The 26,001-nt window shown below is 44.1% G+C and carries 32 protein-coding genes; 6 read left to right on the forward strand and 26 right to left on the reverse strand.

Annotation, left to right across the window (positions count from 1 at the left end; genetic code table 11):
- Positions 1–7: 7 nt before the first annotated feature.
- The 5 genes from QFZ78_RS07275 to QFZ78_RS07295 all read right to left on the reverse strand — a co-directional run bounded on the left by QFZ78_RS07275 (position 8) and on the right by QFZ78_RS07295 (position 3,704).
- On the reverse strand, positions 8–406 hold the full coding sequence (locus QFZ78_RS07275) for a DUF1801 domain-containing protein (RefSeq protein WP_307546351.1): 399 nt from the start codon (positions 404–406) through the stop codon (positions 8–10).
- A complete protein-coding gene (locus QFZ78_RS07280; protein WP_307546352.1) occupies positions 406–981 on the reverse strand; it encodes a histidine phosphatase family protein in 576 nt (191 codons plus the stop codon). Before QFZ78_RS07280 ends, QFZ78_RS07275 begins: the two co-directional genes overlap by 1 nt.
- A gap of 109 nt (positions 982–1,090) precedes the next feature.
- Positions 1,091–1,420: a DHCW motif cupin fold protein gene (locus QFZ78_RS07285; RefSeq protein ID WP_307546353.1), complete on the reverse strand. Its 330-nt coding sequence runs from the start codon at positions 1,418–1,420 to the stop codon at positions 1,091–1,093.
- 117 nt (positions 1,421–1,537) lie between these two features.
- Positions 1,538–2,476 carry a hypothetical protein gene (locus QFZ78_RS07290; RefSeq protein WP_307546354.1) on the reverse strand — a complete coding sequence of 313 codons (939 nt, stop codon included), beginning with the start codon at positions 2,474–2,476 and terminating at the stop codon, positions 1,538–1,540.
- 100 nt (positions 2,477–2,576) lie between these two features.
- Positions 2,577–3,704, reverse strand: coding sequence for a low temperature requirement protein A (locus tag QFZ78_RS07295; RefSeq protein WP_307546355.1), 1,128 nt, complete (start codon positions 3,702–3,704; stop codon positions 2,577–2,579).
- 197 nt (positions 3,705–3,901) lie between these two features.
- Here QFZ78_RS07295 and QFZ78_RS07300 point away from each other — a divergent pair, with 197 nt between their 5' ends.
- Complete coding sequence (locus QFZ78_RS07300) at positions 3,902–4,939, forward strand: stalk domain-containing protein (RefSeq protein WP_307546356.1); 1,038 nt, start codon at positions 3,902–3,904, stop codon at positions 4,937–4,939.
- A 137-nt stretch (positions 4,940–5,076) separates the two neighbouring features.
- Here QFZ78_RS07300 and QFZ78_RS07305 read toward each other — a convergent pair whose 3' ends face one another.
- The 5 genes from QFZ78_RS07305 to QFZ78_RS07325 are packed head-to-tail and all read right to left on the reverse strand — an operon-like array spanning position 5,077 to position 9,417.
- On the reverse strand, positions 5,077–5,727 hold the full coding sequence (locus tag QFZ78_RS07305) for a class I SAM-dependent methyltransferase (RefSeq protein ID WP_307546357.1): 651 nt from the start codon (positions 5,725–5,727) through the stop codon (positions 5,077–5,079).
- 45 nt (positions 5,728–5,772) lie between these two features.
- Positions 5,773–6,036 (reverse strand): hypothetical protein, encoded by a 264-nt coding sequence (locus tag QFZ78_RS07310; RefSeq protein WP_307546358.1) that lies wholly within the window; start codon positions 6,034–6,036, stop codon positions 5,773–5,775.
- The gene (locus tag QFZ78_RS07315) at positions 6,029–6,751 is read right to left on the reverse strand and encodes an alpha/beta hydrolase family protein (protein ID WP_307546359.1); all 723 of its coding nucleotides are present in this window, start codon (positions 6,749–6,751) and stop codon (positions 6,029–6,031) included. Before QFZ78_RS07315 ends, QFZ78_RS07310 begins: the two co-directional genes overlap by 8 nt.
- 33 nt (positions 6,752–6,784) lie before the next feature.
- Positions 6,785–9,271, reverse strand: a complete 2,487-nt coding sequence (gene hrpB, locus QFZ78_RS07320; protein ID WP_307546360.1) for an ATP-dependent helicase HrpB — start codon at positions 9,269–9,271, stop codon at positions 6,785–6,787.
- Between the two features lie 5 nt (positions 9,272–9,276).
- Positions 9,277–9,417 carry a hypothetical protein gene (locus tag QFZ78_RS07325; RefSeq protein ID WP_307546361.1) on the reverse strand — a complete coding sequence of 47 codons (141 nt, stop codon included), beginning with the start codon at positions 9,415–9,417 and terminating at the stop codon, positions 9,277–9,279.
- 157 nt (positions 9,418–9,574) lie between these two features.
- Between QFZ78_RS07325 and QFZ78_RS07330 the strand changes: the two genes are divergently transcribed.
- Both QFZ78_RS07330 and QFZ78_RS07335 read left to right on the forward strand, forming a co-directional pair.
- Positions 9,575–9,829 carry a YpbS family protein gene (locus tag QFZ78_RS07330; protein ID WP_307546362.1) on the forward strand — a complete coding sequence of 85 codons (255 nt, stop codon included), beginning with the start codon at positions 9,575–9,577 and terminating at the stop codon, positions 9,827–9,829.
- Between the two features lie 14 nt (positions 9,830–9,843).
- Positions 9,844–10,008, forward strand: a complete 165-nt coding sequence (locus QFZ78_RS07335) for a hypothetical protein (RefSeq protein WP_156389927.1) — start codon at positions 9,844–9,846, stop codon at positions 10,006–10,008.
- Between the two features lie 53 nt (positions 10,009–10,061).
- Here QFZ78_RS07335 and QFZ78_RS07340 read toward each other — a convergent pair whose 3' ends face one another.
- The 3 genes from QFZ78_RS07340 to QFZ78_RS07350 are packed head-to-tail and all read right to left on the reverse strand — an operon-like array spanning position 10,062 to position 11,313.
- Entirely contained in the window at positions 10,062–10,700 is a 639-nt protein-coding gene (locus QFZ78_RS07340; RefSeq protein ID WP_307546363.1) for an NUDIX hydrolase, read from the reverse strand.
- A 37-nt stretch (positions 10,701–10,737) separates the two neighbouring features.
- Positions 10,738–10,995: a DUF2164 domain-containing protein gene (locus QFZ78_RS07345; RefSeq protein WP_307546364.1), complete on the reverse strand. Its 258-nt coding sequence runs from the start codon at positions 10,993–10,995 to the stop codon at positions 10,738–10,740.
- Between the two features lie 9 nt (positions 10,996–11,004).
- On the reverse strand, positions 11,005–11,313 hold the full coding sequence (locus tag QFZ78_RS07350; RefSeq protein WP_307546365.1) for a Dabb family protein: 309 nt from the start codon (positions 11,311–11,313) through the stop codon (positions 11,005–11,007).
- Positions 11,314–11,518: 205 nt separating this feature from the next.
- On the opposite strand from QFZ78_RS07350, the gene QFZ78_RS07355 reads away from it, so the two are divergent.
- From QFZ78_RS07355 to QFZ78_RS07365, 3 genes are all read left to right on the forward strand, one after another.
- Positions 11,519–11,695 (forward strand): hypothetical protein, encoded by a 177-nt coding sequence (locus QFZ78_RS07355; protein ID WP_307546366.1) that lies wholly within the window; start codon positions 11,519–11,521, stop codon positions 11,693–11,695.
- Positions 11,696–11,838: 143 nt separating this feature from the next.
- Positions 11,839–12,828 carry a YpdA family putative bacillithiol disulfide reductase gene (locus tag QFZ78_RS07360; RefSeq protein WP_307546367.1) on the forward strand — a complete coding sequence of 330 codons (990 nt, stop codon included), beginning with the start codon at positions 11,839–11,841 and terminating at the stop codon, positions 12,826–12,828.
- A 124-nt stretch (positions 12,829–12,952) separates the two neighbouring features.
- Positions 12,953–13,255, forward strand: coding sequence for a hypothetical protein (locus QFZ78_RS07365; RefSeq protein WP_235550974.1), 303 nt, complete (start codon positions 12,953–12,955; stop codon positions 13,253–13,255).
- A 64-nt stretch (positions 13,256–13,319) separates the two neighbouring features.
- Here the strand turns inward: QFZ78_RS07365 and QFZ78_RS07370 are convergent, their stop codons facing one another.
- The 13 genes from QFZ78_RS07370 to QFZ78_RS07430 form a co-directional block, all read right to left on the reverse strand.
- A complete protein-coding gene (locus QFZ78_RS07370; protein ID WP_307546368.1) occupies positions 13,320–13,874 on the reverse strand; it encodes a DNA-3-methyladenine glycosylase I in 555 nt (184 codons plus the stop codon).
- A gap of 84 nt (positions 13,875–13,958) precedes the next feature.
- The gene (locus QFZ78_RS07375; RefSeq protein ID WP_307546369.1) at positions 13,959–14,765 is read right to left on the reverse strand and encodes a TatD family hydrolase; all 807 of its coding nucleotides are present in this window, start codon (positions 14,763–14,765) and stop codon (positions 13,959–13,961) included.
- Positions 14,749–15,525 carry an ABC transporter ATP-binding protein gene (locus QFZ78_RS07380; RefSeq protein WP_307546370.1) on the reverse strand — a complete coding sequence of 259 codons (777 nt, stop codon included), beginning with the start codon at positions 15,523–15,525 and terminating at the stop codon, positions 14,749–14,751. The genes QFZ78_RS07375 and QFZ78_RS07380 overlap by 17 nt, the downstream gene beginning before the upstream one ends.
- 18 nt (positions 15,526–15,543) lie before the next feature.
- Positions 15,544–16,311 carry an ABC transporter permease gene (locus QFZ78_RS07385; protein WP_307546371.1) on the reverse strand — a complete coding sequence of 256 codons (768 nt, stop codon included), beginning with the start codon at positions 16,309–16,311 and terminating at the stop codon, positions 15,544–15,546.
- The gene (locus tag QFZ78_RS07390; protein ID WP_029194191.1) at positions 16,311–16,601 is read right to left on the reverse strand and encodes a thiamine-binding protein; all 291 of its coding nucleotides are present in this window, start codon (positions 16,599–16,601) and stop codon (positions 16,311–16,313) included. The genes QFZ78_RS07385 and QFZ78_RS07390 overlap by 1 nt, the downstream gene beginning before the upstream one ends.
- A gap of 27 nt (positions 16,602–16,628) precedes the next feature.
- Positions 16,629–17,654, reverse strand: a complete 1,026-nt coding sequence (locus QFZ78_RS07395; RefSeq protein ID WP_307546372.1) for an ABC transporter substrate-binding protein — start codon at positions 17,652–17,654, stop codon at positions 16,629–16,631.
- 332 nt (positions 17,655–17,986) lie between these two features.
- Positions 17,987–18,838, reverse strand: a complete 852-nt coding sequence (locus QFZ78_RS07400; protein WP_307555539.1) for a patatin-like phospholipase family protein — start codon at positions 18,836–18,838, stop codon at positions 17,987–17,989.
- A 124-nt stretch (positions 18,839–18,962) separates the two neighbouring features.
- On the reverse strand, positions 18,963–19,856 hold the full coding sequence (locus QFZ78_RS07405) for a metal ABC transporter permease (protein WP_307546373.1): 894 nt from the start codon (positions 19,854–19,856) through the stop codon (positions 18,963–18,965).
- Positions 19,849–20,796 carry a metal ABC transporter permease gene (locus QFZ78_RS07410; RefSeq protein WP_307546374.1) on the reverse strand — a complete coding sequence of 316 codons (948 nt, stop codon included), beginning with the start codon at positions 20,794–20,796 and terminating at the stop codon, positions 19,849–19,851. The genes QFZ78_RS07405 and QFZ78_RS07410 overlap by 8 nt, the downstream gene beginning before the upstream one ends.
- Positions 20,797–20,810: 14 nt before the next feature.
- Positions 20,811–21,572 carry a metal ABC transporter ATP-binding protein gene (locus tag QFZ78_RS07415; protein WP_307546375.1) on the reverse strand — a complete coding sequence of 254 codons (762 nt, stop codon included), beginning with the start codon at positions 21,570–21,572 and terminating at the stop codon, positions 20,811–20,813.
- A 51-nt stretch (positions 21,573–21,623) separates the two neighbouring features.
- The gene (locus tag QFZ78_RS07420; protein WP_307546376.1) at positions 21,624–22,589 is read right to left on the reverse strand and encodes a metal ABC transporter solute-binding protein, Zn/Mn family; all 966 of its coding nucleotides are present in this window, start codon (positions 22,587–22,589) and stop codon (positions 21,624–21,626) included.
- 313 nt (positions 22,590–22,902) lie between these two features.
- On the reverse strand, positions 22,903–24,468 hold the full coding sequence (locus QFZ78_RS07425) for a DUF3369 domain-containing protein (protein ID WP_307546377.1): 1,566 nt from the start codon (positions 24,466–24,468) through the stop codon (positions 22,903–22,905).
- A complete protein-coding gene (locus tag QFZ78_RS07430) occupies positions 24,465–26,000 on the reverse strand; it encodes a sensor histidine kinase (RefSeq protein WP_307546378.1) in 1,536 nt (511 codons plus the stop codon). The genes QFZ78_RS07425 and QFZ78_RS07430 overlap by 4 nt, the downstream gene beginning before the upstream one ends.
- Position 26,001 lies beyond the last annotated feature (1 nt).

A 26,001-nucleotide genomic window follows, 5' to 3' on the forward strand; every position in this document is an offset into this window, starting at 1 on the left:
TGTCTAACTAGGAACTTGTCACTTCAATCCATCTCGCTACAACTTCTGCAAGCTTCTCTTTCTTATCCTCCACATCGCTCATATCGGTTAATTTGACAATAGCTCTATCATCGGCAACCCAATCTAATAAGCCTGTTGTGTCGTCAAAAAGCGGTCCATTCCCTGCATGATCTTTTATCTTGGCTCCACAATGAAACACAAGCCTAAAAAATCCTTTCCCTTGCAAATTAAAGGTCACCCGATCTTCATTATTAAAACAGAAACTTGGTGCATTCCATTTAATATGTTCCGTAATGTGTTCATTTGCGCTTAAAATGATTTTTCGAACTTCTTCTATTTCCTTCTTCTGGGGATGTTCAAGATTGTTCAAAAAATCAACTACTTTTTGATGACCGGATGGTTTCATTAATTCCACAACCTCTCAACAAGATTTAATTCCTTTTCTTCAAACTCTAGTCTATAAATATCAGGTTTAGTGGTCTGTTTCCAAAATTCAAATCCGTAATTAGCATCAAAATAATTTAATATGATCGTCATTATATTTCCGTGTGTACCTATAGCGATTTTCTTGCCTTTAAAGTCAGATAGTAATTTCATAATTAAAGGTATAGCCCGTTCTTGCGCCTGTCTTGTTGTTTCTCCCTCGGGCAGGCAAAAATCAATATCGACAAAAGATTGTTCAATTCCAATTAATAATTCCTCTTCGGATACTGCGTAATTCAAGCTAGCGATTGGTCTCTCTATAAGCTCTATGTATGGAATAATTTCTTTCTTTAATAGCTCTGCCAACGGACTAACCGTTTCTAATGCTCGAAAATATGAACTAGAAACAATAACATCAATGTCTTCGTTACTTAATATCTCAGCCACTCTCTTAGCGTCTAATTCCCCTTGTTCAGAAAGTCTAGTGCCACCTGTTCGTTCATGTTCAATTGAAAATGGGGCTATCCCATGCCGAATAAAATAAATATAGGTTTTCATTCATTCTCCTTTCACTTGCATCTTTTTACCGTAAATCTAATATTTTGAATTATAAGGAGGTGCATAACTTAGTTAGCCGATTAGCGCTATAAAGGCAGCAAATCAGTTATTAGTCAACAATAAATAATTTTGCTCCAGTTTTCGTGTAAGACCTATGTGGATTTGCATCATCAGCCACTTGATAACTGACTCCTGGCGTGAGTTTAAATTCTCTTCCATCTGAAAGTTCAGTATACAATTCACCATCTAGTACTAATAGAACGTGACCTCTATTACACCAATGGTCAGCTATATATCCAGGCGTATATTCTACCATTCGCACCCTTATGTTTCCCATTTCAAATGTACGCCAATACGCATTACCTTCAATTCCAGGATGTTGAGTAGCGCTTATTCCACTCCAGTCAATTGTGCAAAATGGAACATCCGTTATTTTCATAAAATGGCCCCCCCTACATAATTTGGTTTTCATATGTTTCCATATATTAAAAATAAGGTTGAACACGACTTGTGTCCAGCCTTATTTCCATTTTTTTGAATAAACGTTTTTTATTACTTACTGTGTTACGGTAATAACCATGGCGGTTAATCCCCTACTATTTATAGAAGCGTCTGATATACCGTTAGCTGAACCTGTAATTGTAAACGAGTAATTATAGGTGCCTGGACCCGGATTATCCACCCAAGTTAGAGAAGTCGTTACAGCTGCTTGCGGAAAAAAGGGCTGATCCTGATTTTGGATCATTACAGCATGATCCGTTGTTACGATATCCCCTAGATTTCTGGATATGGAGCTATCCACCGAATAATTTTGAACGACGATAAAATTAACATTCGCAAATGCATCTAATTTGACCACCTGATTAGGCAGCAATGTAATTGGGGGTAAAAATAACTCTGCTGTTGCATCTCCCGATCCTTGGGTAATGATAAATGGGACAGGAGTGTTACTTCCTCCGAATCGAACATCGACAATTCCAGAAGAACCTGGCATCCCAGTCGGCCCCTCGGGACCTTGCGTACCTTGGAGTCCTTGAGCACCTGTTGGTCCTGGTATTCCAGCCGCCCCAGTAGGGCCTTCCGCTCCTTGTGGGCCCGTCGATCCAACAGGTCCTTGTGATCCTAACGCACCTTGAGTACCTGTTATCCCTTGAACTCCGGCTGGCCCTTGGAACCCCATAGGTCCCTGAGGTCCGGCAGCGTCACTTGCTTGACTAGCAGCTGTTGCGACGCTTAATGCACTAGCACTTATTAATTGCACAATGTTTGATGTGATATTGTTAACGACGCTGGGAGCAAGTTTGTCTATTGTGATGGCCCTCCTTGCTATCTTGGATCCACTAACAGATCTTTGAGCAAGTTCCCTGCTCGTTACTGCCCTCCTTGCTAATCTGTCTGATGTTATGGGCTGTTCAAGCTTCCTAACATCTCTCTTCACAGCTTGTATGTCATTATCTAAGCTGGATAACGTCCGTCTTCGGGCCAATGCCATCATCCTTCCTCATATCCTTCAAGGTATAACAACCTACCCACATTATATGAGGATGGCAATAAGATCCGGCACGATGTTTGTCTTGGTTCATTTATCTAAAAATTCAAGTTGTTAATTTAGCATATACGCCAAAAAACAGCGTCACTTCTCCAATAATCATGTAATTTGGTAAAAGAAAAAACAAATCCACCGCGAAAAAAATCCCAAGTAATCCTACTAATAACACTAAACGATATATACCTAGTCTTTGATGTGCGTGTCGATATTTATGGAAAACCAACGTAGTTGAGAAAAAGTAGAGCAGTACAGATCCAAAAATAAAGCTTAACATAAATGAATAATTTAATTGTTTCAAAAATAACAATTGGATCGATGCTGCAATCATACACATGGATAAATAAATGAATAAATGGCCATAAATGATAGTTTGCCCCGCAGTTTCTAATGTCTTATTCACTTTCTTTTCAACATTGTCAAAATATTGCCACCATATAGCAATAATTAATAAAAAAGTCATTGACGCAAATACAATAGATTGCCACGTCCAGTCGCTAGACTGCAAGACTGCAAGTATACTGATTACGGATTCACCAAGAAGAATAAGTGTAAACAACGAGAAGCGCTCTAATAGATGATGCGTATTTATGGGACTTTTCACCAAGTAGTGCCGACCGATTAATGGGAGAAAAATGTCTACTGTTATTCCCGCATACAAAACTGCATAGCGAATCCATGAGTCGAAAAAAAGTGAGCAAGAAGAAATCACCAATCCAATCCAAAAGCGGCTTCCTAAATAACGGGCAGTGATCTTTCTATGTGCTTCTTCTTTTTTTTGTACCGAAAGATATTGGATGGCTGTCATCGCTCTTAAACCAATATAGCCTATTAAGAATGGAACATAGTATTGGTCAAAATTAACCGATAGACTCGCCGTCATTATGAGCACAAAAAATAATTGCAAAATCAGAAATATTCGGTGTGATAAGATATCTCTTCCAAACCGGTTTACAAAGAGGGATTGCCCCACCCAAGCCCACCAAATCGGAATAAATATGAGGACGAATTTGGCTAAGTATTCAACTGGAATGGATCCATTTTCGACATGTAGCAAGACATGACTCGCTTTTGAAACTGCCGCTACAAAAAGCAGATCATAGAAAAGTTCCAGCCAGGTAACTTTCTTCTCAGCAAATGCTGTGATTTGTTGTGATCCCGATGTGTGTTGATTCATCATTCTGCTCCTTTGGTTTGGATGTGATTTAAAAAAATGCTATCCACATTTTAGCATATAGGCTTATCAAATGATTAAACTTTCTGGTGTTTCAATGTATTTTGCGCTATTATGATTCCCACAAATTGGAAAGCAACTAACACCCAAGCAGATGCGTCTATATATTATCAAAGAAAACTTAGTAAGGGTGTATGAACATGAAGATTAAAACCAGCTTTCTTACAGGCACAGCGTTTACGCTGCTGACCATGATGTTTCTCCAGACAACGTCGGTACAAGCTGAGGCGAATCCTTCGCCTTCCGTATTTCTGGATGGGAATCCGATGTCCTTTCAGACTCCCCCTGTTATCGAAAACGGTTATAGCCTCGTCCCGATGCGTGCCATTTTTGAGGCTGAGGGAGCAAAAATTTCTTGGGATGAGAACACAAGAACAGTCACTGCCATTAAAGATGGCATTGTCCTTACATACCGAATCGGAGAAACAGCTGCTTATAAAAACCAAGAACGGCTGGAGATGCCCGTGCCAGGCAAAATTATCGACGGGTTTACGATGGTTCCGGTGCGATTTATTAGCGAAACGCTAGGCAATCTTGTGAAATGGCATGAATATTCCCGTTCCATTACCATTTCAACAGCTCATGACTATGAAACCACTATCGAATACGGCGTCAACCTACGTGACTCTCCAGCGAAAGATACAGATACCCGCGTCCTACGTATTCTTCCGAAAAACGAGAGAATCCACGTGATCCGAGAAATCGACGCAAATTGGTTGGAGGTTCAGACCAAAGACAATACGATTGGCTTTATCTCAGCCATACCGATGTATACCGATTATACGAACCCTGCGTTGGCCGAGAAAAAAGCGGATGAGTTGCTCACTTACGGGTCCAAATTTATGGGAACCCCTTACGAGTTCGGTGCCGCTTCCGGCCAAACCAATACGTTCGATTGCTCTTCTTTCGTACGACATCTTTTTAACGAAGTGCTGTCCCTCGATCTTCCACGAGTCTCCTACGACCAAGCCCAGAAAGGGAAAGAAATCGGAATCGATCAAATACGCAAAGGCGATCTATTGTTCTTCAGCGCTCGTGGGCTCGATATCGGCCACGTAGGCATCTATGCGGGAGACGGGAAAATGCTTCATACTTATTCGAAAGAGCTCGGCGTACACATCGCAGACTTCGATGAAAAATGGAAAAAGCGTTTTGTCACGGCCAGGAGATTGTTCTAAATGAGGGTGAGTCAAATTGCGAATGCAGCATGACTCTTATTCATTCCGATCAGCTATTAACGAAAATAAGCCTAATTAGTTCGACTATTTCTGAACTAATTAGGCTTCCTTTTCACGAAATCATTCCGGCGTTTGTGTTACTTCGGTCCTGGGAGAGAGTTCGCTCGCTTCTTCCTGGCAAAGATCGATTGGTAATCGACCTGCATGCCCTCCATCGGTAGAACAGAAAAGTGTTCAATGTCGAATACTTCACTTACTTTTCTCTGAATGTGCTCATCTTCGTAGAAGGAGAAAAAGCGTTGAGGTCTGTACGAGTCCAATTCCCAAATCCCTTCGCTTTCGTACCCGCCATAAAGGCCCATGTACAAGTAACCGTCTGGTTTCAGCACTCGCTCCATATTAGCTAGAACTTGCAGAAAACTATCCTTTGGTACATGAAGCAGTGCATTCATCGTCCATATAGCGTCAAACGACTCCGGCTCCAAATCCAAGGTGTAGAAATCCATGGCGAAGGCTTCGAGTCCTTTTTGAAGACAAATGTTCACCATTTCATCGGATAAATCAACGCAAGTGACTTGGCATCCATGATTTTTCAAATAAATCGCTTGATGGCCAGGACCGCTTCCAAGATCTACAATCCGTTGTCCACTACCCTTATCAGCTGCCTGCAGCCTAGCCAAAAAACGATCCATCTCATCTACTTTCCACGACTGAACTGTATCCCCATCCCGCAATCGAGCATGTTGATCATAGCTCATCTTGAGCGTTGCCTTTACCCCAGGATCCATCGACGTTTTCTCCTATCCTAGCGATCATTATATAAGCTGAATGTCTTACTTCACTAAGGTTTTTTGAGCTGCGTCTACGAGCATATCAAACCATTCATCGTCTTCCAGCAAGTCTTCAACTGCTTCAATATCCTCTTCTTTGCCTGATTCCTGTAAGAAGTGAAGCGCGTAGCTCCAGTCATCTTTCCCCCGTTTGCTTTGTAGGGTAATTTCGTATGGATGCTCATGGCCTTCCACCTTGAATTGCACTTGCCCGAGGTAGCCTTCTTCTTTGCTGTGTTCCATGCTCGCTTTTAGAATTTCAATCATGTTCATCATCCTTTTCTATTCGTTGTAACCAAGTCCAAATCGTGTTTATTGTGGTTTGCAGGTTCGTTGTTTCATTCCATATATAGGGATTGTGATTTCTGAAATAATCTGCATGTCCACCTACTAGAGGTAAGGTTTGTCGATGAGAAGGAGCATGTTTCATGCGATTCCAACGGCGCAACCCCAAGCACGTACTCATCCAGCCACCCCATGTGCCCAGTCTCGGTACGGGATCATTGGATTTATTATCCAACTGATTGGCAGCATCAAGATAAAGAACACGACTCTTTAACGATGGAGGAATCGCACATTTCGGCGATCCAATTTGGACCACACCGAGGATGGAAACCCCCTCTTTCATAAGAGCATCAGCCGCCAGAATAGAAGCCACAGCTCCTGCACTATGTCCGATTAGCAGCAGCTGCTGTCTAGGGACAAGGTTGTCGGTGATCAACTTCAACAAGCTTTTCCCACCATAATGAGACCTTTTCCGATGTGCATTGTTCCATAGATCACTGGTAATTTCTCGGAGCTGCACTTGCTTGCGCCGCGTCCAATCACCATACGGATAATGGATAACGACTTGGACACGTGAACCTGCTTGTTCAAAACGAGCAGCTAGTTCCGCCGCGAAAGTATCAAGGAAATAAGGTGCTGTGGCGAAACCAGCAGATACATAAATGACGAATTCCTCCGGTACGGAGTGGATTGTCATGGCTTGCTCAGTTCCCTTCTCGTGCAAATTAGGTTAGGAACGCGGTTTAGCTCGATTTGTCGGTATCGCCGCCATCGGATCATCCGGCCAGTAATGTTTGGGGTATCGGCCTTTTAGATCTTTTTTGACTTCGAAATAAGCATCCCGCCAAAAGCTCGCCAAGTCCTTCGTCACCTGAACAGGACGCTGAGCAGGCGATAATAAGTGTAAGGTCACGGGCACCCTACCCTTCGCGATCCGCGGGGTATCGGCTAAACCAAACATTTCTTGCAATCGAACCGATAAAGAAGGCGACTCACTGACGCTATAATCAACGGGAATACGTGATCCGCTGGGTACCTGAATGTGCGTTGGCGCCCACTCTTCTAACCATCGGCGCTGCTCCCATGTTAGCATTTCTTCTAATATGTTTGTCAAGTTAAGACGCCCTAAAGCCCCTTTGCTTTTCAAACCGTAAAGATGGGGCCCTAGCCAGTCCTCTAAGGAAGCATGCAAATTGGCGTCCCCCATATCTGGCCATTCTACATCAAATCGATGCAAAAACATAACGCGCTGTTGAAGCTGCCTCGCACTCCGAGTCCAAGGCAGCAGCTCCAAAGATTCTGCTTGAATACCGGAAATCAAAGCTTGCAGCACTAAGTCAGGGTTTGGATCCTGCAAAGGGTTTTCTTTGATGATAATGGCACCTAACCGAAGGCGCTGTCTTGCTTTAACGGAACCCGTTGCCTGTTCCCATACCACTTCTTGCTCTTTCAGCAAGCGGCCCTCAAAGGCTTCAAGCAGCTCGTCCTCCTGAATCGGGGCTGCCAAATAAATACGGCTCTCCGCTCCGTTATCGTCCAGCTCGGCGGCGACAAGATAACGCTCGTTCGAGAGCGGCTGCAGCTCGGGCAGCACAGCGCCCCGCCCGCTGCTGAGCAGGAACCGCCCTGTCGACCGCCGCTGCGCGATGCGGTCGGGATAAGCGAATGCGAGCAGCAATCCGCTCGCATTCGCTTTATTCCCGCTCGGCCGGATGCCGAGCTGCTGCATGAGCACTTTGGCTTCCGCCGCGATGCGGCGGCATAAGCCAAAGTCAACGTCTGCGCGCTGCTCGCCCTGCGCAGCGCGCCAGAGCACTTCGATGCGGGTGCGTACATCCGCATCTTGGCCCCTAGCTTCGCGCATGAAATCGCGCTCGTTCAGCATGACCGCTAGCTCGCACGCCAACGCGCCGAGCTCAAGCGGTATGGCTTGCAGCACCATGTGCGCAAGCCGCGGGTGCAGACCTAGCGACGCTAGGCGTTTGCCGTGCGCGCTTAAGCCCCCATCCTCGTGCAGCGCGCCAAGCTGCACGAGCAGTTCCCGCGCCTGATGATACGCAGCAGCTGGCGGCGGGTCTAGCCAGACCAGCGAAGCTGGGTCTGGCACGCCCCAGGCGGCCAGCTCCAGCGCGAGCGGCGCCAGATCCGCTTCGCGGATCTCTGGCGTGCTGCTCAGCGGGAGCTGCCGCTGCTCGGTCTCGGTCCACAGGCGGTAACACACGCCTGGACCGAGACGACCGGCACGGCCTCTGCGCTGATCTGCAGAGGCGATAGACACATGCACCGTCGTAAGGCGGGTCATGCCGGTGCGTGGCGAGAAGCGGGGCACGCGCATGAGCCCGCTGTCGATAACGACCGTGACGCCTTCGACGGTTAAGCTTGTCTCGGCAATCGAAGTGGCCAGCACAATCTTCCGATGCCCAGGCGAACTTACAGCCAGGGCTTGGTCCTGCGCTTCTTGGGGGAGATTACCATACAGAGGTGTGATCTCTATCTCTTTCCCTAATTTAAGCGCAGCAAGGCCGTTAGCAACACGATGGATTTCAGCTGCTCCCGGAAGAAAGACGAGCAAACTGCCTTCATTCATTTGCAAGGCGCGTTGGATGCTTGTTACTACAGCCTGTTCTATTTTACTCGTCATTTTCGCATCCAGATAGTGAGTTACAACAGGATAAGTTCGCCCTTCACTTTGAATAATGGGTGCATGATCAAGCATGGCTGAAATCGTGTTGGCCTCGATCGTAGCCGACATAATAAGAATTCGCAGATCCTCACGTAAAAGGGTTTGTGATTGCCTGCTAAGCGCCAACCCCAAATCTGCATGTAAGCTCCGCTCATGAAATTCATCAAAAATAACAGCCCCCACCCCTTCCAGGGCAGGATCTGTTTGAAGCATGCGCGTAAGAACGCCTTCCGTTATCACTTCAATTCGTGTGTTCGGTCCAACCCTCGAGTCATTTTTCACCCGATAACCAATGGTCTGCCCAACTTCTTCACCACGAAGCTTCGACATATAGCGAGCAGCCGCACGAGCTGCCAGTCTTCTAGGCTCAAGCATTAGTATCTTTTGGTTTTGCAGCCAAGACTCTTGCAGAATAGCAAGCGGTACTTGCGTTGTTTTGCCCGCACCAGGCTGAGCGACCAAGATCGCACAAGGATTTGTTCGCAAAACATCTTTCAATTGAGGAAGTATGGATTCAATCGGTAACGAGTTCATTAGTTTCACTCCGAGGCTTCTGTCAGTCTTGTTATCGCTTGCTCCATGCGTTTCACGGGTTTCCCTACATCATACGGAAATGTAATGTAAGCGGCATCCATGCCGTCATGTTTCTGAATTTGAGCTTGAAATGAATAGGATTTCAAATCTGTCACCCTCTCACTTAATTAATGACATTAATTATTAATGAGGTTAAGTTTGTAATGTCGATTATTGTTCGAATTTCCTCTTGCAAAAACTGTTCCTCACCTATTCAATCGTGTATACTAGATTAGAATCTGGTCACTAAAGGAGAACTTTAAGATGAATGTACATGAAGCGATAACCAAACATTCGAATGCACAGCACCTACATCTCGTTAGGTTCGCAGAGCTAGATGCGCAGCGTGAGCAAGCTATTGACGCTGCTGTAGATCTGTGCAGAAGCGGGCTGTCTTTTAACGTTGATGCGATCAACGCCATAACAGCCCAAATCATCGCCCATGCCAAAGAAGGTATTTCTCCGCTCCGTTCTTATGTAACTGAAGACATGGTGCGTGATTACGTAAACAAAGGTTAAGGAGATAAGTATCGATGGGTGTTCTAACTTTTATTTCATTGCTAATTATAGGATCAGCATTTAGTGCCGGATTCTTGCTTTTGTTTAAGCGGAAAACAGCTCTTGGTATTGTCTGTATCGGACTCTCCATTGTCTGTTATATCGCTTATGCCTACATAGCGAACAAGTATTTCGTCTAAAAAATGGTATGTACGCAATGAGAACCGATTGGGTCACCCGATACGGTTCTTTTTCATTCAGCCCAGCTATTTTCCCTTAACGCACGAAACACAAGATCAAAATAAGAGACTGGATGCGGCACCAAATTATCTAAGGTCAGAAGCAGACTTGTTTTATCTAACTCACCTTCACCACCCATTTTATAACCACTTGCCATTATTTCTTTTGTTTCTTGATAAACTAAACGCTCTAGGTCTACGACACTTACTGCGAACAGACCGCTTACCTCATCAGGCTGCAGTATAAAACGATTCAGTGGTTGGTCGCAGCGATATATAAACACATGACAAAACTCACGATCAATGAGTTGATCCGAAATAAGATCTTCTTCTGCAAACACCCCGCAAGGGATTAAATCACTGAAATCGACCTTCAGTCCAAGCTCTTCCTCTAACTCCCTCACACCGTCTTCCGTGTTTTCTCCGGCTGCAAGATGCCCGGCGCAGGAAATGTCCAGCAAATTCGGAAACAGATCCTTCTCTGGATGTCTTAGCTGGAGTAAGAGACTAGGTTCTTTCCCTTCAAGGCTAACGATCCAACACTGAAAAGTGCGATGCCACAGCCCTTTCGCATGCACTTCTGAGCGCGGAGCCTCCCCAAGCCTATTCATCTTTTCATCATAGATATCAAACAGCTCTTCGGACTTGTTCAAATGGCTCGTGATCCCCCCTCAACCTTCCATGTCCATGCTATCTTCGTGCTATTTTTTTCGTTAACTTCATGGCATAGAGGTCTTCTTCCAATGAACCCATTCTTTCCATCAATGTCTTACCAGCATCTTCTATGGCCTGGTTATAAATAGGGACAGTCAGTTGTTGAAGCATATAATCGATTAATTGTTCCGTGGCCAAACGCCCTAATTCAATATTGTGGTCCAACTCCAGATGGCCTTGCAAGTCGTCAATCAACAATTCCTTTTCTTCTTTCGCTAATTTCAATGGTTTCATAAGAGAACCTCACTCAAAAATAGTCAAGTCGATTTCTTGAAACCGACTTACTTCTTTTACCCAACGCTCCGCAACATAATGGATATGTACCGGATGTACATTGTAAGCTTGATAAGCCGCTCGATCTGCAAATACCATTGAAAATCCATAATCATAATCTGTCTTTGTGCTAACTTGACGAAACACTTCAAATTGCTCAACACCAGGTATTGCTGCCAGTTCCTGGGCACTGCTTTTTAGAAATTGTTCTGCTTCCAGTGTATCTTTTCCTGCGTGTAAATTAAATACTACCATATGTTTGATACTTGTCTGATTCATAGGATCTCTTCTCCTTTTGTTTCCATCTATTTCTCCATTATAACGGATTTTGTATCAACGAACTACAAAACCTCTAGGCTTCTTCCATGCCGTTTCGCCCAGCTATCAGCAGGTTCATAACGTTTCCTTTTTATGGAGAATAAAAACAACCTCAAGTGTAAACGTTATAGCTGAAAGTTAAAATGCCCTTGAAAGGATGAACAAAATGGAAAATAAGAAGCATAGAGACAAATACACAGGCACAACGAATATGAATGCGAAAAATCAAGATATGGCTTTTGTGAACGACACGTTAGAAAATGCTCCAAATACGACACCTGTCAACATTGCGCAAGACGACATTAGCGAAGATAACGAAGAGCAACAATTGAATCAGAAGTAAGTGGCATTCTTAGATTTAGAGCAGTCTGTTATTTCCTAAGGTTAGGGGTAACCGTCTGCTCTTTTTTGCTTTGCGCAACTTGGCATCTCCCTCAGCTTGCGATACTATGGAATAAGTATTTAGTTTTGGGGAGGTTGTCACAATTGGAACAAGTCATCGTTATTGGTGCGGGTCCTTGCGGATTATCAGCCGCTATCGCCTTACAGCGCGAAGGCCTTTCACCTTTACTTATAGAAAAAAGCTGCATCGTCAATGCCATTTATTTATATCCTACCTATTTACAGTTTTTCAGCACGCCAGAGCTGTTGGAAATTGGCGGTTATCCGTTCACAACACCTCATGAAAAACCTTATCGCCAAGAAGCTTTGGTCTACTACAGAGAGGTTGCGCGTAGAGAACAGCTGCGAATTCGTTCCTATGAGGAAGTTGTTTCTATCGAACGCTTAGAGACAGGATTTACGGTACATACGGAAGATCAATTTGGGAAAAAGGCGGCGTATAACACGCGCAATGTCATCGTAGCTACGGGCTACTTTGATCATCCTAATTTGCTCGGTATTCCCGGTGAAGAACTGCCAAAGACGACGCATTATTATAAAGAAGCCCATCCTTATGCTGGGGCAAAAGTAGCCGTTATTGGCGGAAACAACTCCGCGGTCGATGCCGCTATGGATTTGCTAAGAGTTGGCGCTGAAGTTACGGTGGTTTACCGCGGCAATGACTTCTCAGCCAACATCAAACCATGGGTTCGTCCGCTATTTGAAAGTATGGTAAAAAAAGGCCGTATTCACATGTGGTTCGATTCCCAAGTGGAACGTATTTATGAGCATACCATTATCGTACGAAAAGCAACCGAACACGTCACTTTAGACAATGACTTCGTACTTGCCCTAACCGGATTTCGACCGGATCGTGGGCTTCTAACCTCCATCGGTGTACAATTTCACGAAGAAACTAACGCTCCTCTTGTCCAACCTGACACGATGGAAACGAACATCCCTGGTTTATATGTGGCTGGTGTTGTCGCTTCATCTAAATATGATGCGAACGAAATATTCATTGAAACAGGCCGAATGCATGGTCTGGCAATCACGAAGCATATCGTTTCCAGAACGAACCTCCAATCCTATTGATTGGAGGTTTTTTTGCATATGAAAATATTTCCCATTTTTCATAGATTCCTCTTCCATTACGAACACTTGTTTGCTATAATATAAATAAGAACAGATGTTCCAATTAGATGAGGAGGTTGTTAACATGATGAACACCAGTCACAATTTCCGTTTTATAGAGAGAGATTATTGGTACCACAAGGCATTGTGTGACACTGACCATCTTCTTCCCGGACAGATTGACGCCATGCTTGACGAAGCACATACCCACTACGCCGATTATACGTTCAAGTTTTATGACGATGGTTCGGTGACAATCATAGATAACGACACAAATAACCGCATTAAACCTCGCGAACTAACAGGAGCCGTATATGACTTCTACATTCGTAAGCGTATTTATTTAATTAAAACCAATCTAATGGAGAAACAACTCCAATACGCCTGATTGAAGCACAAAAAGGCCATCTGATTTGGACGATCGTCCTATCAGATGGCCTTTTCTTTATTCTTTATTTATATCGAAAACAGGTTTGGTTGTGATCGTTCACCATGCCAACCGCTTGCATATAAGCATAACAAATCGTCGAACCTACGAACTTGAAGCCGCGTTTTTTTAAATCTTTGCTCATAGCATCCGAGATTTCCGTCGTAGCAGGTACCTGACTCATATCCGTCCAATGATTGTTGATCGGCTTCCCGCCAACGAATCCCCAGATATAGGAATCAAACGTACCAAACTCTTGCTGCACCTTTAGAAAGGCTTTCGCATTCTGAACAACAGACGCTATTTTCAAGCGATTGCGTACGATCCCTGAATTCTCAAGAAGTTCATTAAGCTTCTTATCGTCATAGTTCACAATAAGCTGAGGATCAAACCCGTCGAACGCTTCACGGTAGCCCTCTCTCTTCTTCAGAATCGTATACCAGCTCAGTCCCGCTTGTGCACCTTCCAGGTTAAGCATCTCGAACAAATGGCGATCCTCATGGACAGGAACCCCCCATTCATGATCATGGTAATCGATATATAACGGATCTTCATTAACCCAACCGCATCTGACAGTCATTAGTACACTCACCTCATCTAGAAATCGAACACTTGTTCTATTTTATTATAAAACCTATACGAATAGATGTCCAGTTAGAATTAATTAGAATAAGTGAGGTAAAGGAATGCTGTAGAATTGTTTGGTATTAGTTAAAAGGGTATGTGCTGCTTCTTCTACTTGCAGTCCTTTTAGAAGGGCTATCTGTTCAATGACAGCATGGATCATATGTGGATGCGTCGGTTGGCCCTCAAAGGGGCCCTCGAAAGGCCATGGGCCATCCGTTTCGACCATCAACTGGTTAATTGGATAGCTACGAACAAGCGTACGAATTTCATCTTCATAGAGAACATCTGGTGTTATAGAGATGAAGTAGCCTGCTTGAATCATACGCTCTACCGTTGAATGAGACCCTTTGAACCAATGAAAATGCGCCTTCTTAATGCAATGCTTCTCGAGTAAGTCGCACACAACGTCAGCATCCTCGTAAACAGCGTGCAAAACAACCGGTTTATCCAAATCCGCTGCCAGCTTCAAGAAGTTCTCAAGCAGCGCAATATAAGGAGCTATTTCAAAAACACGCCCCGCCGATTCAGCTTCCAACCTCATATAATAAGGCAAACCAATTTCACCAACAGCGATCATCCTAGATGAATGCTCACGAATCCATAGGATTAAATCATTCAATTGATTTTCCGTAGGCAGTTCTTGTTCAGGATGGTAGCCATAGGCAGCAAAAACTTGCTCTGGGGCTTGCATTAACAGCCGCTCAGTTGCCTTACAGGAGTCCAGGTGTCTTGACACTGCTATCAGTGCCTCAATGTGGCACTCTGATAATTCCGTTAACAGAGTCCGAGCAGCAGATTCTGTATACATATCGAGATGAATATGAGCATCAATGGCTTTTATCATACGCAATCTCCTGACGCAAAAGCCCATGAATATGCTGCCGGAACTCTTGAAATTTCGATTTAAGCATGACGGACTCTTGACGCGGCCTTGCAAACGGAATAACCAACTCTTCTATGATTTTGGCAGGTTTGTTTGACAGTACATAGATTCGATCTGATAGAAACAGAGCTTCTTCAATACTATGCGTCACAAATAGAATGGAACGCTTATTCTGTTCCCATATATTAAGCAGCCACGCCTGCATGTCTTGTCTGGTTAGTGCGTCTAAGGAGCCGAACGGCTCGTCCAAACACATGAGTTCCTGCGGACAAAGTAAGGCTCGTAGAAAGGAGACACGCTGCTGCATCCCTCCTGAAAGCACATGCGGAAGCTCTTGCTCATAGCCGCCAAGTCCAACCTTGGGCAGCCACTCCCTTGCTTTGGCTAGCGCATCTTTTCGCGTTTCTCCTGCAACTTCCTGAGCAAGTGCTACGTTGGACTCAATAGAACGCCAAGGGAACAAGGCAGGCTGCTGCGGCATGTATGAGATTAGGCCCTTAGAACCGGTCACATTCACGCCATCCAGCCAAACTTCCCCTGAAGAAGGCTTGACTAGCCCTCCAATAATGTGAAATAGGGTGCTCTTGCCGCTGCCTGATGGGCCGATAAGTGAAACGAACTCCCCCTCTTTCACATGTAAAGAAATATCCGCAAGTACGGAAACGCGCTGTTTTTTACCAAGGAACGTTTGATGAATGCCTCTAAGTTCTAATTTACTCATGAACTCATCTCCCTTTTCTTAAGATGACCGTTTCGCGTTCCATCGAATGACGAGCTTCTCAAGCCCTGCGATGAGCCAGAAGAAGAGTAAGCTGAGCGTAACAATCATCAGAATAGCAACAAATTCGCGGTCAGCGCGGAACGCCGATTTTTGCAAAATCATATAATAGCCCAGTCCAACGCCTCCACCAAGCCATTCGGCAATCACAGCCCCCATCACACTGTATGTAGCCGATATTTTGAGTCCTGTGAAGAGAAATGGCAAAGCATGAGGCAGCTCTAATTTATAAAAGATTTGCCGTTTGCTGGCGCCGATCATCTGCATATAGTTGTACATACTGCGATCTGTTTGCATAAAACCGTCCAAAATAGACATCGTTACAGGAAAGAAACAAACTAGTGAAATTAATAGGATTTTAGGTAGAATGCCAAAACCAAATAATATGATTAGCAGCGGTCCCAGTGCAATGGTCGGGACATTTTGAGATAAAATAAGGAGCGGGTAAAAACCAGCCTTAAGCGCGGGCACCTGATGTAAGCAGCTAGCAACAATCACACCGCCAGTTACACCAGCACTAAACCCAATCAACATCAAACGCAAAGTGGCGAATGTGTGCATCCATACTCTGGGCATATCCGTGGTGCCGTCTTTCCATATTTTGAGCGGACTAGGCAGCAACCAGCTTGCTGTGCCTCCCCAAGTCACGGCAAGCTGCCATAAAAGCAGCAGAAGGATGACCACAACAATCGGTGGCCACCCCGCTTTGAACCAGCGATGCTGTTTCATTATCTGTATTTCTCCGTCAGCTTGTCCATAGAAGCACCCGACGGGTTGAAGTAAATTTTCACCTGCGAAATAACATTAGGGCTGCCCATCTCAATCATAGCGGCATTCATGTCTTGAATGATTGCCAGAAGCTGGTCGAGCTCCCCTTCCATCGTCGTCTCCAGCGGAGATACGAAATATTTCACGCCAGACTTGGCAATGACTTCAATCGCACGATCTACATAGGGGATGACATCTTCATTGTTTTTCGTTTTCGGTATGATTTGAATACTGACAAGTGCATTAGCCACTATAAGTGCCTCCTCCAACAAATCGTGCTATTTTGGGCTTTCCGGTAAGAACTTGTTCGTGAATGCAGCATCTACATCGATATTTTTCTCGAGCAGCTTATGATCTAGCATCCAATTCGCATAATTTTCCCATACGGATTTTTTTTGTTCGCCCCAACGAGCAGCATCATCTTGATAACGTGGGCTGAGCCATTTTTGACTGGCAAGCACAAGTTTTTTATCTAGATCAGGAACCGCTTTGATCAAAATGTTAGCAGCATCTTCTGGCTTGCTGATAGCAAATTGATACCCTTTCGATGCAGCCGCCATGAAGGCCTTCACGAGCTCAGGCTTCTCTTTGATCATTTTCTCATTCGTCGCAAGAACCGGTGTATAGTAATCCAGTTTATCCGAATATTTGTTCAAATAAATCATATTCAGCGGCTCGCCACGCAACTCGGCATCTACACCTGTCCAAGCGTAGTAAATCCAAGCGAAATCAATATCCCGTTTCACTGCTGTGAAATAATCGGCATCACCGATGTTCACGATCTTCACTTTGCTCGGATCTGCTTTCTCAGATTGCATAAGCGAGTCGATCATCGCACTTTCTGCCGGAGCCCCCCAACCGCCATACGTTTTCCCCTGGAAATCCTTGGGCGACTTGATGTTCTTCGCTACCGGAGATGCAAAACCGGATGTGTTATGCTGAATCACCGCAGCAATGGAAACCAACGGTACACCTTGAATTCGTCCTTGTGTGATGCTTTCTTGATAACTGACACCGAACTCCGCAGCCCCTGAAGCAACCATGGCATCGGCTCCGCCTTCGCCGGGAGCAATAATTTCTACATTTAGTCCCTCTTTTTCAAAAAAGCCTTGATCCTTTGCGACATATAGCCCCGTATGGTTCGTATTTGGCGTCCAGTCCAGAACAACCTTCACGTTCGTTAACGGCTTGGCCGTTTGGTTTGCAGTTTGGTTTGACGGCTGTTCTGCCGTTTTATTGCCGCAACCAGCCAAGGCTACGGTTAAGCTAACTAGCATAAGTGGTGCAATTTTCTTCCATTTCATTCTTTGTTTCCCCTCTCCACATCTCTATTTAACCACAAGAAAAAGCCCCCGTTATCCGGGAGCGCCATGAGTAGAAAATGATAAACCCATTCGAAACAGATCGAATGAACGTGCATTTATTGGAGTTCTCTACGCTGGCATTACCCAGATCAGATTAACGGTGAGTGACAATGACGGTCACAATCTCAGCCTGACTTCTCAAGCTCCCGTGGGTTCTTATTGGTTTGTTTATACCATACCTCATGTTCGTACTTATTGCAAACAGAAATGAGCTTTGGTGCTTAAGGTGCAATTTTTTGATTCGATTTTTCCATGTATACAGCTCTTTACGTTCAACTAAGTAACCATTCTTTCATCTGTGATCCCATTCGTTTCGCATCCTGATACCCAAGCTCGTGCAGCGACTCTAGTTTCTTAGGATCCTTTTCCATACGGCCTACTACTACTTTGGACGAAGGTCGTATGATGATCGCACTTCCATCCGCTTCCATTCGTTCAATGGTTTCTAAAGTTCCATTATAGATTTCACTTCGATTGACAAGTACATTTACAAGACCGTTATAAGCCGGATAGAAACTTTTAGCTAGCCACCGCTGCTTAAAGGGACTCTTGCGATACCCCTGTTCTTTGGTTAGCACAATGATATGCTTTTTGTTCCCGTCAGCAAGAGACTTTTTCACAGGAATCGGATCTACTAAGCCGCCGTCAAACAAGGTCCGACCTTCATAATGAATGGGTGTGGCTACGAATGGCAATGAACTTGATGCTTGAATAATCGGCATGGTTTGATGCATGAGTTGATGCTTCGTGTAATAAATGGGTTCGCCCGTATGCGCATCGGTTGTACCGATGGCGAACTGCTGCGGCGAGTTATAGAAGGCATCGTAATCAAACGGTACCAACTTATTTGGCAACTCATTGAATATGAAATCCATCCCAAAAATGCTTTTATGACGGAATAAATTGCGATAGCTTAAATATCTGTGATCCCTAATATAACCAATCGTTACTTTTTTATTGCGCCCGGGTTGTTTGGAAATATACGAAACGGCGTTGCATGCCCCTGCGGATACTCCAACCACATAAGGAAAATATAAATCCTGTTCCATAAAGTATTCCAAGACTCCTGCGGTGTATACGCCTCGCATACCTCCGCCTTCCAGTACGAGTCCAATTCCTTCCATGGTCACACCTTCTTTCTCCTTCTCTCTGTCTCTAGCCCCTTTCTAGCATACAGGAAATGTCAATTAAAAGAAATGCTCCTCCATCTCCGTAAAAGAGACAAAGAAGCAGATTTCATACCACTTATTAGATGGATTCAGGAATTACCCCTGATAAACCACGTTTTTGACGAATTTTACGGATGATCAGTCCATTGGTCGGCGACAATAGGAAAGCAATAACGAACATGACCCCTGCCACACTAATCATACAACCTGCAATGGAAGCATCGAGTAAGTAAGCTACGAAATAGCCAGCTATTGAACTGATAACCCCTACGGTCACACTCAAAACGATCATAACACTAAGTTTTTCAGTTAAAAGATAGGCAGTAGCCGCAGGTACGATCAACATACCGACAACGAGAATCGCACCCACACTTTCGAAAGAAGCAACTGTCGTGATGGATACTAAACCCATCAATAGATAGTGGAATAACAAGACTGGAATGCCCACCGCTGCAGCAAGCGCTGGATCGAATGAACAGAGTTTAAACTGTTTATAAAAGAGCCCAATCACAACACTGCTAAGAAGAAGAGCAAATCCTACTGCCCATACGGCTTTTGGTCCGATACTCACACCGCCAACTTCAATGGTATTCCATGGCACATAGGCGATTTCTCCATAAAGGACACAATCCAAATCCAGATCGATTTGTCTTGTATACAAACTGACAAGAACAACACCTATGGAGAACATGGCTGTGAATACGACTCCGATTGAAGCATCAGATTGAACACCGCTTTGTTGGAAAAGCTGGATTAAGAATACCGTTATAAGACCGATTACGGCAGCACCAATCAGCATAAAGATAGAACCTCTAGAGCCGCTGATCAGGAAAGCGATGACGATCCCCGGAAGCACGGAATGACTGATGGCATCGCCGATCATGGCCATTTTACGCAAGACGAGGAAGCAGCCTACTAAAGAACAAGCAGCAGCGACAAGAGCAGCAGTTAAGATAATCCACAGATCATTCAACTTGGCTCACCCCTTTTGCCTTAACGTAGGACTCTGCTTCTGTATCTTTTTGGATCTTTTGTTTCATGGAAGACTGTCGGATAAGTTTAATAACAAGTCCCCGTTTCGGAGCAAAAAAGAGGGAAATTACGAATAGGACCGTCGCTGCTAACACACTAAGTGGACCTGTTGGCAAATTACTTCCCATCGTACTGAGATATGTCCCTACGAATCCGCTGAAAGCCCCAAATAGTCCAGACAAGATGACCATTAGGCCTAATCTCTCCGTCCAATATCTAGCCGCTACAGCAGGTGTAATCAACAATGCCGCCATCAAGACGACGCCTACCGCTTGAATCCCCACAACAACAGCAACGACAATGAGAAACATCATGAAGTGATCCAGAATCCCAACAGGAAAACCTAATCCTCGTGCATATCCAGGATCAAAACTTAATAATTTAAATTCTTTAAAAAACAACGTACAAATACCAACTAATAGGAATGAAATGATAGCCATTGTAATGACATCAGAGTTAACCATCGATGCCGCTTGACCGAATAAAAATTTATCTAAGCCGCTTTGATTGCCGCTTGAGCTATGCTGAATTTGTGTTAACAATACGATACCTACCCCAAAAAACACCGATAATACGATACCTAAAGCTGAATCCTGTTTGATTTTGGAATACCGTGTTATCCATCCGATACTGAGTGTGGCAAGTAAGCCCGCCGCGGCTGCACCGATCAAGAAGAAAAAGATCGATTTGGATCCTGTTATCATGAAGGCGACGCATACACCCGGAAGGGCTGCATGGGACAAAGCATCTCCCATTAACGATTGTTTGCGTAAATAAGCAAAGCTTCCTAACACCCCGCTGCTTAGTCCAAGTAATGAGCAACCGAGTAATATCCATCGCGCATTCGGATCTAACCATAAGTGAAGTAAAGAGTCCAACATGTTGTTCACCTCTTTTATCCTAGTTGCGTTGCGGCATCTTCCCGATCCCAGATCGCTAGTTTACCGCCATACGTTTGCTGTAATTTATCTTTTGTAAATACTTCATTCGTCGGCCCAATGTCCACAATTCCCACATTAAGTAAGATAACCCAATCGAAATACTCTTTAACGGTGGATAAATCATGGTGAACTACCAACACCGTCTTCCCTTGTTTCTTAAGTTCTCCGAGCAGCGTAATAATCGCTTTTTCCGTAGCGGCATCTACACCCACGAAAGGTTCATCCATAAAATATAAACTAGCATCTTGTGCGAGTGCTCTCGCCAAGAAAATACGCTGCTGCTGACCACCAGAAAGTTGACTAATTTGTCTATCTGCGAAGTCAGCCATTCCAACTTTCTCTAAACAAGACATCGCGATTTGTTTTTCTTTGTTTCCCGGTCTGCGGAACCAACCCAGATGACCATACCGCCCCATCGTTACAACATCAAGGGCATTGGTCGGGAAATCCCAATCAACCGATTCACGCTGAGGCACATAACCAACAAGATGGCGCTGCTCTTTGTAGGGCTTTCCATATATCTTCACTTCGCCGGATAGACTTGGAATCAAGCCCAGAGCTGCTTTAATTAATGTGGATTTCCCTGCACCATTCGGACCGATAATTCCAATCAATTTACCTTCCGGGATAGTCAATGACACTTGCTCCAGAACGGGCTTCTTATGATAAGCAACAGTCATATTTTGTATCGATAGCGGCGCGTGCGTTTGTTTCATGTTCAATCCTCCTAAGCCATTCTATATGCAAAACATTCTTAGCAGCGACTGCTATTTCAGAGCGTTAACTATGGTATCTACATTGTGACGAACCATGCCTATATAAGTGCCTTCTGGCGTTCCTATTTTGCCCATGGCGTCAGAGAACAATTCTCCGCCAATTTGAATTTGGTGCCCCTTTTCCTTCGCTCCTTGAATGACCGCTTCAATCGATTTCTTAGGAACACTGGATTCAACGAATACAGCTTTCACCTTTTTCTCGACTAAGAAATCTCTGAGCTGACTTACATCCTTGGAACCGTACTCCGATGCTGTACTGATCCCTTGAAGTCCCTTAACTTGAATGTGATACGCATCTCCGAAGTAACCGAAAGCATCATGTGCCGTTACTAGAACCCGGGATGCCTCTGGAATTGAGGCGATTTGTTCAGTCGCATAGCGATCTAATTCTTGAAGCTTAGCTAGATACGCGGCTGCATTGTTCTTGTAATCTTCCTTATGGGTTGGATCCAACTCACTTAAGGAATCTCGTACTTGCTCTGTAGCCTTCATCCAAAGCTTAACATTAAACCAAATGTGCGGATCATATTCCGTTTCCATCTCGGCTCCGGACCGCAATTCTTTGCGATCGATTTTATCAGCTACGGCTACCGTAGGTTTTTGCTTACCCATCTTTTCCAAAATCTCAACCATTTTGCCTTCTAAGTGCAGTCCATTATAGAAAATGATTTGCGCATCATCTAACTTTTTAATATCGCCTTGCGAAGCTTTATATAAATGCGGGTCCACCCCAGCACTCATAAGCCCGGTTACTTTCACATGAGTGGTACCAACATTTTCAACAATATCTGTAATCATACCTACAGTTGTGGTAACTTTAATTTCCTTCTCCGTTGAAGCCGATGTTGATGATGGTGTTTTTTCATTATTCGCACACGCTGACACGGTCATCATAATGCCTAGTAATGCAACAGCAGCACTCTTTTTCCAAAAACCTTTTACAGTCATCACGTTCATATAATTATGTCCTCCCCGATTCGTTCAACTTTTCTCATTATCTTATTAAATTGTACAAGCTCACATTTGTTGACTAAAGGCAACTCTCTAGGTACATTATTACCCAAACTCACAAATGTTGCAATAGGGAAACACATTTTCGTCGATACATTTTTTTTATCCGAACCCATCTTTTCACGAGCTGTCGTTTATCAAGCTGTATACACCTAAAAAAAGCCCCTGACCAAGGACAAGGGCTCCGGTTCATTTAGGTTTGGTTTTGCTAGTATGAAAAGGCTATTCGCATATTATGCTATTCAGATAATTAATGCCGTTAACGCTGCTCCTTGTAGAACTCCTTGATGACCAGGAACTCATCCAAATGCTTAATGAATAGATCTACGATTACAGGATCGAAATGACGTCCGCGTTCCGTTTTAAGTAAATCCATCACGCGATCAAGTTCCCAAGCTTTCTTATAAACACGATCACTGCATAGAGCGTCAAATACATCAGCTAATGCGGTTATACGACCATAGAGATGTATCTCGTCGCCGCGAAGTCCTTGCGGATACCCTGTTCCATCGTAACGCTCATGATGCTGCTGCGCGATGATCGCTGCGGCATTTAAGACTTGCTTGTTCGAATGCTTGAGCATTTCGTACCCAAGATTCGAATGAGTTTTCATAATATCGAATTCTTCACTTGTCAGCGATCCAGGCTTATTTAAAATCGCATCTGGTATGCCAACTTTACCAACATCATGCATCGGAGAAGCCAAGCGAATGACTTCAGCTTCCTGCTCAGATAATCCATACTTAATGGCCAGCAAACGGGAGTATTCGGCAACTCTTTTCACATGGTGTCCCGTTTCCTTGGATCTGGTTTCCGTGATTTCGCCCATCGTATAAATAATTTCTTGCTGTGTGCTTTCTAGCTCTTCATTTAAATAAATATTTTCAAAAGCCACAGAAACATTTGCACAATAAATATCAACTAAATAATGCTCCCACTCACTGAGTGCTTTGAATCCATTCATGTAAATGACATTTTCCATCCCCATCTTACTTTGAAAATAAATCACAAAGCGATCCGATGCAAAGCTGCTTTTTTTGGATTGAAAGGCATGTTCAATCTCTTCGAGTACATCAGAAGGAACAACATCCCGCGCTCGTTCGTCTTGATTGGATGCATAGTCCCCGCTCGCTGCTAGGATATAAATATCTTCGACACCTTTGGTAACAGCAAAGCTGCAATGTAGCGCATTTTTATGTAAGTTAACGATGGATGTCATTTGTGTCAAAACACCGGAAGCAAATTTCTTCATAGATTGCAGCTCGAATAGCGAAGCAGAGGACTTAATAATCTCCTCCAAGCCTGATCTGCTTTTCTCAATCGTTTTAATATCACGATAAGAACGCAGCGCCGTAACCACAGTTGTGAACAGCTTTTGTGTTGTGAGTTCTGTCTTTTCTTTATAATCATTAATGTCGTAATCCATAATGACCGTACGTTCAGGTGCTTGACCTGGCTGACCTGTCCGCAAAATAATACGTATCGCCTGATTATTCAATTCTTCGCGTATGTACTTAACAATTTGAAGCCCTGCATCATCTTGCTCCATGACAACATCTAAGAGAATTAATGAAGCATTCGGCTGTTGTTTTAATAGCTGTTTGGCTTCTAAAGCCGAATAAGCACTATGGAATTCCAGCTTCTTACCATCAAATTCGAAATCTTGTAGAACCATTTTGGTCACTTGATGGATTTGTTTCTCATCATCAACAATGAGTACGACCCAAGGGTCCTGTTCGATCGTAACTTCCTCAGTTGAATCGGTCTCTTCTTCCTCAGCAAAAAGAAGCTCATCCTGGTCCACTAACCCATCTTGTCCTGTCATTGCACGGCTTCCTCCTCTTTCGGAATCGTAATGGTAAATAAACTTCCTTGTCCCAAGGTACTGGAACCTTCGATGGTTCCATTCAGTGATTGAGTTACGAGATTATAGACAATATTCATCCCTAACCCTGTTCCGCCTTTGCCGCGGCTCGTCGTGAAGAAAGGATCAAAAATTTGATCTAGAACTTCTTGCGTCATCCCTTTACCATCATCTGTATACGACAGGATAATATAGTCTTGATGATCTTCAACACGTATGGTTAAACTGCCTTCTTCCTCAGTCGCATAGGCATGGTTCAAAGAATTCATAACTAAATTCGTAATAATTTGTGATAAAGCGCCTGGATATGTGTAAAGAAACAGCTCATTATCGCAATAGACATCTACTCGGAGCCTTGTTTTCTTGAGCGTAGGTTTCAAGCTTGAGATGATGCCCTCTAAATATTCCTTCAAATGAAAGGTGCGCTTGACTTCAACGCTTTGATCTACTGAAATTTGTTTAAAGCTGCGCACCAAGGAAGAAGCGCGTTCCAAATTGGACTGCACCATGGCATTCGTCTCTTGGGTAATGGAAAGGAACTGTTCAAGGTCCGACTTTTTCATTTTCCCCGTCTCATACAGGCTCTTAAATTCCTTCGTCTTTTGATCCAAATAACTAATTGCTGTTACACCGATCCCGATTGGTGTATTGATTTCGTGGGAGACACCGGCAACCAGATTGCCCAAGGCTCCCATTTTCTCCGATTGGACAAGCTGGTCCTGTGTCACCTGCAGCGTTTTTAGTACCTGTTGAAGCTCATGGTAGCGTTCATCCAAATTTTTGACCATGTCATTAAAAGCTTCAGACACTTCTGCGATTTCTGGGGAAGCTTTGAACTGAAGCGTAGGAAGGTCTCCTCCTTGCTTGACAACAAGCGCGGCTTCACGAAGTCGACTTAATGGACGAATAACAATTCTTCGCAAAATAAGCCATAGCAATGTTGACAAAACAATAGCAATACTGATTCCCACAATCAGAATAAGTTTCGTTCGCTTTTTCAGCAGCGCGGTTTCCTCGGAGGAATCAAAAATAACTTCTACCGCACCTACAACAAGACCATCCTCCTGGAGAGGCGCCGTCAGGCGGACAACCGGTTTATCCGTTTGCGCCATAGGCACACGGTCAACTATGGTTTGATCCTGCTTAGGAATGACTACACTAGAATAAGGCCGATGATTACCAACTTCAGAACGATTGGAAGCTGCGAGAATAACGCCTTGTGTATCGTATAACTTCATCTCGAGAACACGTGTATTCTTATATTGAATGTAATCAAATATTTGCTGTACATCTGTAACGGAACGAGATTCTTCATAGCGTCCATTGATGGCAATCGTCATGCCGCTTATTTGACTTACATAGGCTTCTCGAATGGATTGATTTAAACTTATGGTATCGAAGACCATCATGGTTGAGAGCATACCCACCGTAACTGAAGTGACGAGGAAAACAATTCTTTTCTGTAAGCTCAATCTCTTTGGAAGAAATGGCATG

Origin of the sequence: Paenibacillus sp. V4I5, from assembly GCF_030817255.1 — a bacterium.
Lineage (GTDB): Bacteria > Bacillota > Bacilli > Paenibacillales > NBRC-103111 > Paenibacillus_E.

What these genes read in the sequence shown, in the direction of transcription:
- QFZ78_RS07275 (WP_307546351.1), bottom strand. Translation starts at nt 406, where the DNA reads ATGAAACCATCCGGTCATCAAAAAGTAGTTGATTTTTTGAACAATCTT.
- QFZ78_RS07280 (WP_307546352.1), bottom strand. Translation starts at nt 981, where the DNA reads ATGAAAACCTATATTTATTTTATTCGGCATGGGATAGCCCCATTTTCA.
- QFZ78_RS07285 (WP_307546353.1), bottom strand. Translation starts at nt 1,420, where the DNA reads ATGAAAATAACGGATGTTCCATTTTGCACAATTGACTGGAGTGGAATA.
- QFZ78_RS07290 (WP_307546354.1), bottom strand. Translation starts at nt 2,476, where the DNA reads ATGATGGCATTGGCCCGAAGACGGACGTTATCCAGCTTAGATAATGAC.
- QFZ78_RS07295 (WP_307546355.1), bottom strand. Translation starts at nt 3,704, where the DNA reads ATGAATCAACACACATCGGGATCACAACAAATCACAGCATTTGCTGAG.
- QFZ78_RS07300 (WP_307546356.1), top strand. Translation starts at nt 3,902, where the DNA reads ATGAAGATTAAAACCAGCTTTCTTACAGGCACAGCGTTTACGCTGCTG.
- QFZ78_RS07305 (WP_307546357.1), bottom strand. Translation starts at nt 5,727, where the DNA reads ATGGATCCTGGGGTAAAGGCAACGCTCAAGATGAGCTATGATCAACAT.
- QFZ78_RS07310 (WP_307546358.1), bottom strand. Translation starts at nt 6,036, where the DNA reads ATGATTGAAATTCTAAAAGCGAGCATGGAACACAGCAAAGAAGAAGGC.
- QFZ78_RS07315 (WP_307546359.1), bottom strand. Translation starts at nt 6,751, where the DNA reads ATGACAATCCACTCCGTACCGGAGGAATTCGTCATTTATGTATCTGCT.
- hrpB (WP_307546360.1), bottom strand. Translation starts at nt 9,271, where the DNA reads ATGAACTCGTTACCGATTGAATCCATACTTCCTCAATTGAAAGATGTT.
- QFZ78_RS07330 (WP_307546362.1), top strand. Translation starts at nt 9,575, where the DNA reads ATGAATGTACATGAAGCGATAACCAAACATTCGAATGCACAGCACCTA.
- QFZ78_RS07335 (WP_156389927.1), top strand. Translation starts at nt 9,844, where the DNA reads ATGGGTGTTCTAACTTTTATTTCATTGCTAATTATAGGATCAGCATTT.
- QFZ78_RS07345 (WP_307546364.1), bottom strand. Translation starts at nt 10,995, where the DNA reads ATGAAACCATTGAAATTAGCGAAAGAAGAAAAGGAATTGTTGATTGAC.
- QFZ78_RS07350 (WP_307546365.1), bottom strand. Translation starts at nt 11,313, where the DNA reads ATGAATCAGACAAGTATCAAACATATGGTAGTATTTAATTTACACGCA.
- QFZ78_RS07355 (WP_307546366.1), top strand. Translation starts at nt 11,519, where the DNA reads ATGGAAAATAAGAAGCATAGAGACAAATACACAGGCACAACGAATATG.
- QFZ78_RS07365 (WP_235550974.1), top strand. Translation starts at nt 12,953, where the DNA reads ATGATGAACACCAGTCACAATTTCCGTTTTATAGAGAGAGATTATTGG.
- QFZ78_RS07370 (WP_307546368.1), bottom strand. Translation starts at nt 13,874, where the DNA reads ATGACTGTCAGATGCGGTTGGGTTAATGAAGATCCGTTATATATCGAT.
- QFZ78_RS07375 (WP_307546369.1), bottom strand. Translation starts at nt 14,765, where the DNA reads ATGATAAAAGCCATTGATGCTCATATTCATCTCGATATGTATACAGAA.
- QFZ78_RS07380 (WP_307546370.1), bottom strand. Translation starts at nt 15,525, where the DNA reads ATGAGTAAATTAGAACTTAGAGGCATTCATCAAACGTTCCTTGGTAAA.
- QFZ78_RS07385 (WP_307546371.1), bottom strand. Translation starts at nt 16,311, where the DNA reads ATGAAACAGCATCGCTGGTTCAAAGCGGGGTGGCCACCGATTGTTGTG.
- QFZ78_RS07395 (WP_307546372.1), bottom strand. Translation starts at nt 17,654, where the DNA reads ATGAAATGGAAGAAAATTGCACCACTTATGCTAGTTAGCTTAACCGTA.
- QFZ78_RS07400 (WP_307555539.1), bottom strand. Translation starts at nt 18,838, where the DNA reads ATGGAAGGAATTGGACTCGTACTGGAAGGCGGAGGTATGCGAGGCGTA.
- QFZ78_RS07410 (WP_307546374.1), bottom strand. Translation starts at nt 20,796, where the DNA reads ATGTTGGACTCTTTACTTCACTTATGGTTAGATCCGAATGCGCGATGG.
- QFZ78_RS07415 (WP_307546375.1), bottom strand. Translation starts at nt 21,572, where the DNA reads ATGAAACAAACGCACGCGCCGCTATCGATACAAAATATGACTGTTGCT.
- QFZ78_RS07420 (WP_307546376.1), bottom strand. Translation starts at nt 22,589, where the DNA reads ATGAACGTGATGACTGTAAAAGGTTTTTGGAAAAAGAGTGCTGCTGTT.
- QFZ78_RS07425 (WP_307546377.1), bottom strand. Translation starts at nt 24,468, where the DNA reads ATGACAGGACAAGATGGGTTAGTGGACCAGGATGAGCTTCTTTTTGCT.
- QFZ78_RS07430 (WP_307546378.1), bottom strand. Translation starts at nt 26,000, where the DNA reads ATGCCATTTCTTCCAAAGAGATTGAGCTTACAGAAAAGAATTGTTTTC.